The 13,432-nt window shown below is 68.7% G+C and carries 11 protein-coding genes and 1 pseudogene; 2 read left to right on the top strand and 10 right to left on the bottom strand.

Features of this window, described 5'->3' with window-relative positions; genetic code table 11:
• A partial coding sequence (locus CSC71_RS13950) for an IS3 family transposase (RefSeq protein ID WP_162374986.1) occupies positions 1 to 216 on the top strand: 216 nt, incomplete at its 5' end.
• Positions 217 to 220: 4 nt separating this feature from the next.
• On the opposite strand, the gene CSC71_RS13945 is transcribed toward CSC71_RS13950, so the two are convergent.
• The 9 genes and pseudogenes from CSC71_RS13945 to CSC71_RS13905 all read right to left on the bottom strand — a co-directional run bounded on the left by CSC71_RS13945 (position 221) and on the right by CSC71_RS13905 (position 10,981).
• Positions 221 to 649: a hypothetical protein gene (locus CSC71_RS13945; protein ID WP_162374985.1), complete on the bottom strand. Its 429-nt coding sequence runs from the start codon at positions 647 to 649 to the stop codon at positions 221 to 223.
• A 392-nt stretch (positions 650 to 1,041) separates the two neighbouring features.
• Positions 1,042 to 1,743: pseudogene (locus CSC71_RS13940) on the bottom strand (DHH family phosphoesterase); the annotation flags it as partial.
• Positions 1,744 to 1,753: 10 nt separating this feature from the next.
• A complete protein-coding gene (locus tag CSC71_RS13935; RefSeq protein ID WP_162374983.1) occupies positions 1,754 to 2,677 on the bottom strand; it encodes a phosphoglycerate mutase in 924 nt (307 codons plus the stop codon).
• 10 nt (positions 2,678 to 2,687) lie between these two features.
• On the bottom strand, positions 2,688 to 3,164 hold the full coding sequence (greA, locus tag CSC71_RS13930) for a transcription elongation factor GreA (protein ID WP_162374982.1): 477 nt from the start codon (positions 3,162 to 3,164) through the stop codon (positions 2,688 to 2,690).
• A 10-nt stretch (positions 3,165 to 3,174) separates the two neighbouring features.
• Positions 3,175 to 6,417: a carbamoyl-phosphate synthase large subunit gene (gene carB, locus CSC71_RS13925; protein WP_162374981.1), complete on the bottom strand. Its 3,243-nt coding sequence runs from the start codon at positions 6,415 to 6,417 to the stop codon at positions 3,175 to 3,177.
• Positions 6,410 to 7,540: a glutamine-hydrolyzing carbamoyl-phosphate synthase small subunit gene (carA, locus tag CSC71_RS13920; RefSeq protein WP_162374980.1), complete on the bottom strand. Its 1,131-nt coding sequence runs from the start codon at positions 7,538 to 7,540 to the stop codon at positions 6,410 to 6,412. The genes carB and carA overlap by 8 nt, the downstream gene beginning before the upstream one ends.
• Positions 7,541 to 7,700: 160 nt before the next feature.
• A complete protein-coding gene (gene dapB, locus CSC71_RS13915; RefSeq protein WP_162374979.1) occupies positions 7,701 to 8,426 on the bottom strand; it encodes a 4-hydroxy-tetrahydrodipicolinate reductase in 726 nt (241 codons plus the stop codon).
• A gap of 65 nt (positions 8,427 to 8,491) precedes the next feature.
• Positions 8,492 to 9,736, bottom strand: coding sequence for an aminotransferase-like domain-containing protein (locus CSC71_RS13910; RefSeq protein WP_162374978.1), 1,245 nt, complete (start codon positions 9,734 to 9,736; stop codon positions 8,492 to 8,494).
• 132 nt (positions 9,737 to 9,868) lie between these two features.
• Entirely contained in the window at positions 9,869 to 10,981 is a 1,113-nt protein-coding gene (locus CSC71_RS13905) for a prephenate dehydrogenase (protein WP_162374977.1), read from the bottom strand.
• A 107-nt stretch (positions 10,982 to 11,088) separates the two neighbouring features.
• Here CSC71_RS13905 and CSC71_RS13900 point away from each other — a divergent pair, with 107 nt between their 5' ends.
• On the top strand, positions 11,089 to 12,255 hold the full coding sequence (locus CSC71_RS13900; protein ID WP_162374976.1) for an acyltransferase family protein: 1,167 nt from the start codon (positions 11,089 to 11,091) through the stop codon (positions 12,253 to 12,255).
• On the opposite strand, the gene dnaJ is transcribed toward CSC71_RS13900, so the two are convergent.
• On the bottom strand, positions 12,224 to 13,339 hold the full coding sequence (dnaJ, locus tag CSC71_RS13895; protein WP_162374975.1) for a molecular chaperone DnaJ: 1,116 nt from the start codon (positions 13,337 to 13,339) through the stop codon (positions 12,224 to 12,226). The genes CSC71_RS13900 and dnaJ overlap by 32 nt on opposite strands.
• Between the last annotated feature and the right edge of the window lie 93 nt (positions 13,340 to 13,432).

Raw genomic sequence — 13,432 nt, 5'->3', positions numbered from 1 at the left:
GTGGGCCACTGCGGTGACAACGCCGCGTGCGAAGGCTTCTTCGGCCTGCTCAAGCGCGAGCGGGTCTACCGCATGACCTACCCAACGCTCGATGCCGCGAGGGCTGATGTGTTCGAATACATCGAGCAGTTCCACAACCCGAGGATGCGACGAAGGGTCGCCAGGCAAGACCAGAAGTTCTCAGCCCTTTTACAACCGTCCGTGATTTCGGGGTAGAACCCTAGTCCCGCCATGCAATATCTTGACCGACGTGCCTACTTCTATTTTCGGGCAATAAAAACTCTTCGATTCGCGTCAGTTCCTCGTCCGTCAAATCCGGCGCTACTCTTTTCTTCCGCGCCTTGATTCTTGCTCTTGTCCATTCGCGACCTTGCGAGTTGGCAAGAAGCTCGATTTGCATAACGCGTTCAGCCACAGCTGAATTTGACGTCGCATATTGAGTTATGAAATGCACGCAGATTTGCCGGCAAAAGTGCAAGGTCTGGTTGTGCGTGGTCCTTGATTCAGGCGTAAGCCTTGATTTCTCGTCCTCGCCCAGCCGTGCCCGCAACCAAGCCGAAAAAGCGGAGATCTGTGGCGGCGCCAAGCCTTCACCACGCAGAAGTTGTGCATCCAAATCAACGCCGCGCTCGTCAGCCCACGAGTACAAGCTAGCGATCCCGTATAGCGACCCTGATCTTGTCTTCTGCGAGTCGCTCTTTTGAGCGAGATGCGTTTCATAGATGGACGAAGCGATGGGCAGTTGACCGGATTCCCGATGCGTCAAGACGTACCGGCTGGTTGCGTCTTGATCCAAAAACGGAATCACCCTGTATGCCAAGCTGGCTCGGTCAGATTTCAAGTGGACACCCACACGATTGATGTCATTGATCTTAAAAGGCTTACTTAATGTCCAGTATAATCCGCACCTAAGACGATACTGAAAGTTGCTTGAAAGAGCAACCAGTCAGGAACTTTCACAGAAACTGGAGGTAAAGCCCCGGTCTAGGGCAGCTCTTGGAGCTCTGACCCTATAAGAAAGTGTCCAGACCCACCCCCACCTAAGTCGGCGACGGTGCCGACCGCGACCAGGTCGAGCAGCGCGGCGAGATCGGGTTCGCCGTGCGCGAATGCGCCGGCTTCGCGCAACCGCTTCCGCAATGCCAGCAACGCGTAGAACATCACGCCGACGCCGGCCAGCATCTTGCTCGGGAACGCGTCGCCGCGCAGGTTCGGATTGACGATGGCATCGGCCGGCGGCAGCGCCTCGCCGGGCAGATGGTGGTCGGTGACCAGCACGCGCCAGCCTTTCGACTTCGCCGCCGACACGCCGGCATGGCAGGCGATGCCGTGGTCGACGGTGACCAGCAGATCGGGCCGCAACGCGGCGAGTTCTTCCACCAGCAGCGGCGACAGGCCGTAGCCATGGACCAGGCGGTTCGGGACCGCGGGCGTGACCCGTTCCGCGCCGAGCAGGCGCAGGCCGCGCACCGCCAGCGCGCAGGCCGTGGCGCCGTCGCAATCGAAATCGCCGACCACGACGATGTGCGCGTCGTCGGCGATGGCCCGCGCAAGCAACGCGGTCGCCGCGTCGAGGCCGCCGAGCGTGTCGGGCGGCAGCAATGCGGTCAGTTTCGGTTGCGCCTGGTCGGGCGACAGCGCGCCGCGCGCTTCATAGACCCGGCGCAGCAGCGGCAGCGTGTCCGGAGGCCATTGCCCCGCCTGCGCGGCGGCGCGGCGGCGGATGCGCGGATTCGCCCCCATGCGAACGGGCTTACCCGCCAAGCTGCGTCAACGGCTGGCGCCACAGGCGCCAGCGCTGGTCGCGGCGCAACACGAACTGGTTGCCGTCCTCGAAATCGAGGTGCAGCGCTTCGAGCCGGCCACCGGCGATCGCGTCCAGCAGCGGCCGCAATGCGTCGCGTCCCAGCGTTTCCAGCGAACGCAGGTGGCGCAGGTCGACCAGTGCGTCGACGTCCTCGCCGATCTCGCCGACGCCGACGCCCGCGGCCCTGGCTAGCGCACGCAGCAGCGGTTCGTTGCCCTTGACCTGCTTGAACGGCGTGCGCACCGAGGCCGGCAACTGTCCGGCGCCCCAGAACCACAGCGAGTTCACCGCCGGCTTGCCCTGCTGCAGGCGCCGCGCATTCCACGGGTGCTGGTGCAGCAACACCTGCGCCTCGGTCAGCAACGCGCGCCAGCGGCGGCCCGCGTCGCCCTGCGGCAGGTGCGCGAACAGGTCGTCGCCGAGCACGTCTTCCGGCGGCGCGAATTCGGGCAGTTTCGAGTCCCGCGGCAGGCGCAGGTACCAGCGCGACGGGTGCGGCGCGTCGATCGGGAAACCGGCGTCGCCGAACAACGGCTTCAGCGCCGGCAACAGTTGCTCCGCGTCCTCGGCGGCCAGTTCCAGCGCTTCGCCGTAGGACAGCATCCGCGCGCCGTTGATGTCGGGCGAGACGAAGGCCGGATCGGCGCGTAGCCAGGTCGCGCCGGCGGCATCGTTCGCGTCGAGGTTGCGGGTCAGCGCGGCGACCGGCCAGCCGGCCGGAACCAGCTGGAAATGCCGGCGCAGTTGCGCGCCTTCGCCGGCTTCGCGCTTCTCGTGGTCGGCCCGGCCCAGCGCCCGTGCCACGTCCGCAGGCAGCCCTTGCCCGATCAGCCGGGCGGCGGCCGGTAGCAGCAGCGTGGCCGATGCCATGCGGCGGCGCCTAGCCCACGTACTCGACGCTGACGATTTCGTATTCGCGGGAACCCGCCGGCGCGGCGATGGCGACGGTGTCGCCCTCGTTCTTGCCGATCAGGGCGCGCGCGACCGGCGACGAGATCGCGATCAGGCCCAGCTTGATGTCGGCCTCGAGGTCGCCGACGATCTGGTAGCGCTTCTCCTCGTCGCTGTCGACGTCGGCCAGCGTCACCGTCGCGCCGAACACCACGCGCGTGCCGGCGTTGAGCCTGGTCACGTCGATGACCTCGGCGTGCGACAGTTCGCCCTCCAGCTGCTTGATGCGGCCTTCGATGAAGCCCTGCAGCTCGCGCGCGGCATGGTACTCGGCGTTCTCCTTCAGGTCGCCGTGCGAGCGCGCCTCGGCGATGGCCTGGATGATCTCCGGGCGCTTCACCGATTTCAGGTTGTCCAGTTCGTCGCGCAGGCGTTGCGCGCCCTTTGCCGTGATGGGTGCCCTCACTTCTGCGCCCTCATGCCTCAAGCTCCTTGTGCAGTTCCTGCAGCGCCCAGACCGGGCCGGTGCCGCGGTACTCGAGCGATTGCACCAGCGCGCGGGCGCCGGCGACGGTGGTGGAATAGGTGACGCGGTGCTGCAAGGCCTCGCGCCGGATCGAGAAGGAGTCGGCGATGGCCTGCCGCCCTTCCGTGGTGTTGACGATATACACGATCTCGCCGTTCTTGATCAGGTCGACGATGTGCGGGCGGCCCTCGATCACCTTGTTGATGTGCTCGCAGGCCAGGCCGTTCTGCTGCAGCCAAGCCGCGGTGCCGCGGGTGGCGACCAGCGAGAAGCCGCGCGCGATCAGGTCGCGGGCGACCGGCAGCACGCGCGGCTTGTCCGGGTCGCGTACCGAGATGAACACCTTGCCCGGCTGCGGCGCGCGGATGCCGCCGGCCTCCTGCGCGCGCGCCATCGCCGCGCCGAAGCTGCGGCCAACGCCCATCACTTCGCCGGTCGAGCGCATTTCCGGGCCGAGGATCGGGTCGACGCCGGGGAACTTCGCGAACGGGAAGATCGCCTCCTTCACCGAGTAGTAGTCCGGCACCACTTCGTGGGTGGCGCCCTGCTCCGCCAGCGTCCTGCCGGCCATGCAGCGCGCGGCGATCTTGGCCAGCGCCACGCCGGTCGCCTTGGACACGAACGGCACCGTGCGCGAGGCGCGCGGGTTCACTTCCAGCAGGTAGACGATGTCGTCGCCGTCGCCGCCGGTCTGGATCGCGAACTGGGTGTTCATCAGGCCGACCACGTTCAGCGCGCGCGCCAGTTCGACCACCTGACGGCGCAGTTCGTCCTGGGTCTTCGCCGACAGCGAATACGGCGGCAGCGAGCACGACGAGTCACCGGAATGCACGCCGGCCTCCTCGATGTGCTCCATCACCCCGCCGATCAGGATGTTGCCGTCGGGGTCGGCGATGATGTCGACGTCGACTTCGACCGCGTTGTCGAGGAAGCGGTCGAGCAGCACCGGCGAGTCGTTCGACACCTTGACCGCGTCGCGCACGTAGCGGGCCAGGTCGGATTCGCCGTAGACGATCTCCATCGCGCGGCCGCCGAGCACGTAGCTCGGGCGCACCACCAGCGGGTAGCCGATCTCGCGCGCCAGCGCCAGCGCCTCGTCGGCGTTGCGCGCGGTGCGGTTCGGCGGCTGCTTCAGGCCGAGGTCGTCGACCAGCTTCTGGAAGCGCTCGCGGTCCTCGGCCAGGTCGATCGAATCGGGCGAGGTGCCGATGATCGGCACGCCGTTCGCCTCCAGCGCCTGCGCCAGCTTCAGCGGGGTCTGGCCGCCGTACTGCACGATCACGCCCTTGGGCTTCTCGACCTCGACGATCGCCAGCACGTCTTCCAGGGTCAGCGGCTCGAAGTACAGGCGGTCGGAAGTGTCGTAGTCGGTCGACACGGTTTCCGGGTTGCAGTTGACCATGATGGTCTCGTACCCGTCCTCGCGCAGCGCCAGCGCCGCGTGCACGCAGCAGTAGTCGAACTCGATGCCCTGGCCGATGCGGTTGGGACCGCCGCCGAGGATCATGATCTTGTCGCGGCCGGTCGGCTCGGCCTCGCATTCGTCCTCGTAGGTCGAATACAGGTAGGCGGTGCGGGTGGCGAATTCGGCCGCGCAGGAATCCACGCGCTTGTACACCGGGGCCACGCCCAGCGCCTTGCGCAGCGTGCGCACCGCGGTTTCGTCGGTGCCCAGCACCTGGGCGATGCGCGCATCGGAAAAGCCCGCCCGCTTGAGCTTGCGCATGCGCGCCTTGTCCAGCGCGCCCAGGCCATCGGCGGCCAGCTGCTTCTCGTCGGCGATGATTTCCTCGATCTGATCGAGGAACCACGGGTCGATGAACGACAGCGCGAAGATCTGATCGACGCTCATGCCGGCACGGAACGCGTCGCCGACGTGGAACAGGCGTTCCGGGCCCGGCGCCTTCAGTTCGCGGCGCAGCGTGGCCAGGTCGTCCTCGCTGGACAGGTCCAGGCCGGTCGGGTCGAAGCCGACCTTGCCGGTTTCCAGCCCGCGCAGCGCCTTCTGCATCGATTCCTTGAAGGTGCGGCCCATCGCCATCACCTCGCCGACCGACTTCATCTGCGTGGTCAGGCGCGGATCGGCCTGCGGGAACTTCTCGAAGGCGAAACGCGGGATCTTGGTGACGACGTAGTCGATGCTCGGCTCGAACGAGGCCGGGGTCTTGCCGCCGGTGATCTCGTTCTTCAGCTCGTCCAGGGTGTAGCCGACCGCCAGCTTGGCCGCGACCTTGGCGATCGGGAAGCCGGTGGCCTTCGACGCCAGCGCCGACGAACGCGACACGCGCGGGTTCATCTCGATGACGACGACGCGGCCGGTGTTGGCGTTGATGCCGAACTGCACGTTGCTGCCGCCGGTATCGACGCCGATCTTGCGCAGCACCGCGATGCTGGCATCGCGCAGGCGCTGGTATTCCTTGTCGGTCAGGGTCTGCGCCGGGGCGACGGTGATGCTGTCGCCGGTGTGCACTCCCATCGGGTCGAGGTTCTCGATCGAGCAGACGATGATGCAGTTGTCCGCGGTGTCGCGGACCACTTCCATCTCGAATTCCTTCCAGCCCAGCACCGATTCCTCGACCAGCACTTCGTGCACCGGCGACAGTTCGAGGCCGCGCTTGACGATGTCCTCGAACTCCTCGCGGTTGTAGGCGATGCCGCCGCCGCTGCCGCCGAGGGTGAACGACGGGCGGATGATGGTGGGATAGCCGACCCGGGCCTGGATCTCGACCGCCTGCTCGAACGACCTGGCGACCTCGGCCTTCGGGCATTCCAGGCCGATTTCCTGCATCGCCACGCGGAACAGCTCGCGGTCCTCGGCCATGCGGATCGCTTCGCGCTTGGCGCCGATCAGCTCGACGCCGTGCTTTTCCAGCACGCCGTTGTCGGCCAGGTCCAGCGCGCAGTTCAGCGCGGTCTGCCCGCCCATCGTCGGCAGCAGCGCGTCGGGCTTTTCCTTGGCGATGATGCGTTCGACCGTCTGCCAGTTGATCGGCTCGATGTAGACCGCGTCGGCCATCTCCGGGTCGGTCATGATCGTCGCCGGGTTCGAGTTCACCAGCACGACGCGGTAGCCCTCCTCGCGCAGCGCCTTGCACGCCTGCGCGCCGGAGTAGTCGAACTCGCAGGCCTGGCCGATGACGATCGGGCCGGCGCCGATGATCAGGATGGTCTTGATGTCGGGGCGCTTAGGCATTGTGCTTCTCCATCAGCGCAACGAAGCGGTCGAAGAGCGGGGAAACGTCGTGCGGGCCGGGCGAGGCCTCGGGGTGGCCCTGGAAACTGAAGGCCGGCGCGTCGGTCAGTTCGATGCCCTGGTTGGTCCCGTCGAACAGCGAGCGGTGCGTCGTGCGCACGTTGCCCGGCAGCGTGGCCTCGTCGACCGCGAAGCCGTGGTTCTGCGAGGTGATCATCACCCGGCCGGAATCGACGTCCTGCACCGGGTGGTTGGCGCCGTGGTGGCCGTGCGGCATCTTCAGCGTGCGCGCGCCGACGGCCAGCGCCAGCAACTGGTGGCCGAGGCAGATGCCGAAGGTCGGGATCTTCTTCGCGACGAATTCCCTGATCGCGGCGATCGCGTAGTCGCACGGCTCCGGGTCGCCCGGTCCGTTGGACAGGAACACGCCGTGCGGGTTGAGCGCGAACGCCTCCGAAGCCGGCGTCTGCGCCGGCACCACGGTCACGTCGCAGCCGCGCTCGGCGAGCATGCGCAGGATGTTGTGCTTGACGCCGAAATCGTAGGCGACGACCTTGAACCTCGGCGCGGCCTGCACGAATTCGCCCTTGTCGAGGTCGAGCTGGCCCTGCCGCCACGGATAGGCCTTGTCGGTGGTCACCACCTTGGCCAGGTCCATGCCCTTGAGGCCCGGGAACTTGCGCGCCGCTTCCAGCGCCTTGTCGGCGTCGATGTCGTCGCCGGCCATCAACGCGCCGTTCTGCGAGCCGCGCTCGCGCAGGATGCGGGTCAGCTTGCGCGTGTCGATGCCGGCGATCGCGACCACGCCGCGCTCGGCCAGCCATTCCGGCAGCGAAGCCTGGCTGCGCCAGTTGCTGGGGCGGCGCGGCACGTCGCGCACGATCAGGCCGGCCGACCAGACCCTGGCGGCCTCGTCGTCCTGCGCGGTGCAGCCGGTGTTGCCGATGTGCGGATAAGTGAGGGTGACGATCTGGCGGGCGTAGGAAGGATCGGTGACGATCTCCTGGTAGCCGGTGATCGCGGTGTTGAACACCACTTCGCCGACCGACAGGCCGCTTGCGCCTACGGATTCGCCCTCGAACACGGTGCCGTCTTCGAGGACCAGGATTGCGGGTTGGGTCACGGGTTCGCCTTGGGGGTGAAGGAAACCCTGCTCCACCAAACTTGCGGCTGCAAGAAACCGCGGACTTGGCTTCTCTCCAGGTCCGAGGCGGGGGTAACAGGCGAGCGGGAATTGTACCGGCATGGCGTGCCCGGCGCCAGCCGCGCCCGCCCGGACGCGTTCAGGCGAGCAGGTCGCGTACCCGGTAGGCGCGCGCCGGCCGCCCGGCCAGCCTGCCGGCCACGTGCAGCGCGCCGCGGGCGAAGATGTCGCGGTTGCTGGCGCGGTGCACCAGCTCGATGCGCTCGCCGATGCCGCTGAACTGCACCGTGTGCTCGCCGACGATGTCGCCGGCGCGCAGGCTGGCGTAGCGTGGCGTGGCGCCGCCCCACTGCGCGGCGTTGCCCAGCGTCAGCGCGGTGCCGGATGGCGCGTCCTTCTTCTGCGCGTGATGGGCCTCGACGATGTCGCAGTCCCAGCCCGGCAGCGCGGCGGCGGCGCGCTCGACCAGTTCGGTCAGCACCGCGACGCCGAGGCTGAAGTTCGAGGCCCAGCACAATGGGATCTCCGCGGCGGCGGCATCGCGCGCGTCGCGCTGCGCCTCGCTCAGGCCGGTGGTGCCCGACACCAGCGCCGCACCACGCGCGAGGCACAGGGCGAGGATCGCCGCGAAACCTTCCGGCAGGCTGAAATCGATGGCGACGTCGAATGCCGGCACGCCGTCCAGTTCGTCGCCGGCGAAGAACGGCACGCCGTCGATCACCCGCTGCGCCGGCTTGCGCGATACCGCGGCGACGACCGCGAACGGTGGTCCCGGCTCGGCGGCCAGACGCAGCAGGGCCTGGCCCATGCGCCCGCTGGCGCCGTGGATCAACAGCCTGATCGGGGGTTGGATCGGTTCGCTCATGCGATCAGGCTAGCACGCCGGTGCGCCTGCCTCGCCTTCGCGAAGAGGCCACGGGAAGGCGCGGATCACGCCGCCTTCGGCAGCGCTTCGATTTCCGCCCTGACCAGCGCGCCGAGCTTGCCGATCCCGGCCTCTATCTTTTCCTGCGGCACGGTCACGAACGACAGGCGCAAGGTGTTCGCCTGCGGGGGGCCGGCGAAGAACGGCGCGCCCGGCACGAAGGCCACGTTCTGCTCCACGGCCTTGGCCAGCAGCCGGCCGGTGTCGATGCCGGCCGGCAGGGTCACCCAGATGAACATGCCGCCTTCCGGCCGCGTCCACTGCGCCTCGGCCGGGAAGTGCCGTTCCAGCGCATCCAGCATGTACTGGCACTGGCGGCCGTACAGGTCGCGGATGGTCGGGACGTGCGCGTCGAGGAAGCCGTCCTTGATGGTCTCGTGCACGATGCGCTGGCTGAAGCTGGGCGTGTGCAGGTCGGCGGCCTGCTTGGCCTGCACCAGCTTGGCGAACAGCGGTTCCGGCGCGACCACGTAGCCCAGGCGCAGGCCCGGCGCCAGGATCTTCGAGAACGAGCCCATGTAGATGCCGCCCTGCGGGTTCAGCGACAGCAGGCTGGGCAGCGTCTCGCCATCGTAGGACAGTTCGCCGTACGGGTCGTCCTCGACCACCGGCACGCCGGCCGCGGCGGCCTTTTCGACCAGCGCCTGGCGCCGCTGCAGCGGCAGGCGCCGCCCGGTCGGGTTCTGGAAGTTCGGCAGGCAGTACATGAAGCGCCCGCCCGCCAGCAGTTCCGGGGTCAGCGCGTCGGTGTCGATGCCCTGCCCGTCCGACGGCATCGACGCGAACGCCGGCTGGAACAGCGAGAACGACTGCAGTGCGCCGAGGTAGCTCGGCGTTTCCACCAGCACCTTGCTGCCCTCGTCGATCAGGCACTTGCCCAGCAGGTCCAGGCCCTGCTGCGAACCGGTGACGACCAGCACCTGGCCGGGGCCGACCGCGGCGCCCTTGCGCGTCAGGTGCGCGGCGATCCACTCGCGCAGCGGGGTGTAGCCCTCGGTCGGGCCGTACTGCAACGCCGCCTGCGGCGCGTCGGCCAGCACCTTCAACGTCGCTTCGCGCATGCGCTCGACCGGGAAGGTCGCGGGCGACGGCAGGCCGCCGGCGAAGGAAATGACTTCAGGACGTTCGGTGACCTTGAGGATTTCGCGGATCGCCGAGCTGGTCAGGCCCTGGGCGCGCTTCGACAGGAGGATCGACGGGTTCATGCCAATAGCATACCGCGCCGCCGCCGGCGGCCACCGCGGATGCATCGGATCAAGCACTTGCGACGGCGCGCCGTGCGCTGGTCATTTCTTCGCCAAACCGACGCGCACCCAGCAACGACGCGACTCGGCGCGGTTATCCACAGCTTTGTCGCAAGCCCCATCCACAAGCGCTGTGGATTATTGCGCGAGCAACCGGCCGATGCCGCTGCGGTCGACTTCGTCGGCCGCGGCACGCAACGCGGCCGGATCGGTGTCGGTGTCGAAGCCGAGGCGGAAATGCACCTCGCCGGCCGGCGTGCGCGACGAGTGCAACGAGGCGATGCTGACCCCGTGGCGTTCGAACACGTGCAGCAGCGCGCGCAACGACCCGGGGCGGTCCTCGGGCAGGTGGATGCTGAGCGTGTGCGGATCGCTGAGGTCGGCCAGCAGGTAACCGATGCGTTCGTAGCCGTAGTTGCCGTCGGCCAGCGCCTGCGCGCCGAGCGCGGCGCGGTTGGCGTCGAAGAAATGCTCGCGGAAGCCGGCGCGCGCCGCATCGTCGCCCTGCCCGATCTGCCCGCGCAGCCTGGTCAGTTCGGCAAGCAGCGCGTCGAGTACCGGCGCGGCGTGCGGGTTGCCGAACTGGATGTCCTCGTAGATCGACGGATTCAGCGACAGGATGCGGGCGATGATCGCGCCGTCCATCTCGAACGAGGCGGAGCGGAACGGCAGCAGCGCGCGCAGGTTGCCCAGCACCGGCGCGTACTCGCGCAGTACCCCGGCCTGCGCCAGGTGGGTGGCGTGCACCATCGCCTGCACCAGCGCCATCACCCGGTCGTGGTGCTCCGGCGTGGCCGGCACGCATTCGGCCTCGAGCGCGGCGCGCAATCCGTCGACCCAACCGCGCCAGGCGTCGAGCCGCGCCTCGCAGACCACCATCACCCGGCCCTTCAGCGTCGGCGACTTCGGCGGCGCGGTCATCGGGTGCAGGCCGACGACTTCCGCCTGCGATTCCAGCATCGCCGCGACCGGCGCGGCCTTGATCGAGGTGACGTCCAGCCACAGCTTGCCGCGTTCGCTGCCGCCGGCCAGGCGCACGTAGTCGCGGATCAGCGCCGGCGTCGAGCGGATCGGCGCGGCGAACAGCAGCACGTCGCTGCGGTCGAGCAGCTCGCGTTCGCCGGGCGATGCCGGGTCGGCCGGGTCGCGGCCGATCACCTGCAGGCCCATCCGCTCGCGGAAGAAGCGCGCCAGCCAGCGCCCATAGGCGCCGGCGCTGCCGACGATGCCGATGACGGGAGGACGGGACACGGGGAGGGGCGGGGTCCGGGAAGGCCGGCCATTCTAAGCGGTCCTCGGCCGCGCGTTTTTTGCGTTGGAGAAGCCGGAACGCCAGCCGGGAGCAGCACGTGGGGCCAATGTCGGAAATCCGCGGCGCCGGTGCGGGCGCCGCGCGGCTGCATTCGCTGGACGCCCTGCGCAGCCTGCTGATGCTGTTCGGCGTATTGCTGCACGCGGCCGACCCCTATGCCGCGAAGGTCCGCTGGCTGGTCGCCGATCCGCACGGCAGCCGCGCGTTCGACGCGCTGGTCGCCGTCATCCACCTGTTCCGCATGCCGGCCTTCTTCCTGCTGTCGGGCTACTTCACGATGCTGTTGCTGCGCAAGAGGCCGGCGCGGACCTTCCTGCGCGAACGGCTGCGGCGCATCGGCGTGCCCTTCGTCGCGACGCTGCTGACCTTCAACCTGCTGCAGGTCGCCTGGCTTGCGCGCGACCATGGCGGCGGCTTCGTCGCGGCCGCGCTGGCGCCCGCCTGGCACGGCGGGGAATGGGTCGGCCACCTCTGGTTCCTCGCCTACCTGCTGGCGTACTGCGCGCTGGCGGCCCTGTTCGTCCGGCCGCTGCGCCGGTTCGCATTGCCGGAGAAGTGCCCGCCGGGGTTGGCGGTCGCCGCCCTGGTCGCGCTTGGCATGGCCGGGACCCTGCTGCCGCGGGTGCTGTGGCACTGGCAACCGCAGCTGGCGGGCTGGGTCCTGCTGGGCGTCTTCGACCCGATGGAATGGCTGGGCTACCTGCCCTACTTCGCCGCCGGCCTGCTGCTGCAGGGCCAAGCCGCGGCGATGGCGGAGTTCTCGACGTTCGGCGCCGGCAGCCTGCTGTTCGGCGCGGGCGCATGGACGGCGCTGCGCTTCGATGCCGGCCATCACCGCCTGCTCGCGGCGCTGGCTTCCGCTGCGCTGGCGTGGACCGCGGTGCGGCTGGCGTTCGCGCTGTGCCGCCGGTGGCTGGATCGTCCTTCCGCCGGTTGGCGCTACCTGTCCGACGCCAGCTACACCGTCTACCTGCTGCACCACGTCGTCGTCGTGGTTGCCGCCACGCTGCTGGTCCCGTCGTCGTGGAGCGTCGGCGCGAAGTTCGCCCTGGTGCTGTGCCTGGGAATGGGCCTGCCGCTGGCGGCGCACCATTACCTCGTGTTGCGCCAGCCCGCGCTGCGCTACCTGTTCAACGGCAAGCGCCCGCGCGACGTGCGCGACGCGCCGGCCGGTGTCGCGCTCACGACGTCATCCGGTCCCAGAAGCCCTTGACCCCGTCGAGGAAAGTCGCCGACTTCGGCGAGTGCTTGCGCGCTTCCTCGCCGACGAAGGTCGCTTCGAACTTCTGCAGCAGCTCGCGCTGCCTGGCGGTCAGGTTGATCGGCGTCTCGACCACGACCTTGCAGTAGAGGTCGCCGGGCACGCGGCTGCGCACCGACTTCACGCCCTTGCCGCGCAGGCGGAACAGCTTGCCGGTCTGGGTTTCGGCGGGAATGCGGATTTCCGCCTCGCCGTCGAGGGTGGGCACGCGCACGGTGTCGCCGAGCGCCGCCTGCGAGATGCGGATCGGGATTTCGCAGTGCAGGTCGTCGCTGTCGCGCTGGAAGATCGCGTGCTCGCGCACGCGCACTTCCACGTACAGGTCGCCCGGCGGCGTGCCGGCGGGCCCGGCCTCGCCCTCGCCGGCCAGGCGGATGCGGTCGCCGTTGTCGACGCCGGCGGGGATCTTCACCGACAGCACCTTCTCTTCCTCGACGCGGCCGGCGCCGTGGCAGTTCTGGCACGGGTTCCTGATGATCCTGCCGCTGCCATGGCAATGCGGGCAGGTCTGCTGCATCGCGAAGATGCCGCGCTGCATCCGCACCTGGCCGCGGCCGCCGCAGGTGGTGCAGGTTTCGGTCTTGCCGTCCTCCGAACCGGAGCCGTGGCACGGCTGGCAGGGGACCAGTGTGGGAATCTCGATGCGCTTCTCGGCGCCGGCGACGGCTTCCTCCAGGTCGAGCTCCATCACGTAGCCGACGTCGGCGCCGCGGCGCGGCGCGCGCGCGGCGCCACCGAAGATGTTGCCGAAGATGTCGCCGAAGATGTCGCCCATGTCGGCCGGGCCGGGCCCGCCGCCGCCCATGCCGTGCTCGAACGCGGCGTGGCCGTGCTGGTCGTACAGGCGGCGCTTGCCGCCGTCGGACAGCACTTCATAGGCCTCCTTGCATTCCTTGAACGCGGCCTCGGCCTCCTTGTCGCCCGGGTTGCGGTCCGGGTGGTACTTCATCGCGCAGCGGCGGTAGGCCTTCTTCAGCTCTTCCTCGCTGGCGTTGCGCTGGACGCCGAGGACTTCGTAGTAGTCGCGTTTGTTCATGGAGCCGGCAGAAGGGGAATGGGAGGCGGGAGACGCTCGGAACGGCGGAGGAGCGGGAACGGAAACGGGAGGCGCCTACACGTCTCCCGTCTC

Origin of the sequence: Pseudoxanthomonas sangjuensis (assembly GCF_010211755.1) — a bacterium.
Lineage (GTDB): Bacteria > Pseudomonadota > Gammaproteobacteria > Xanthomonadales > Xanthomonadaceae > Pseudoxanthomonas_A > Pseudoxanthomonas_A sangjuensis.
This window is presented reverse-complemented; position numbering and strand designations above follow the sequence as displayed.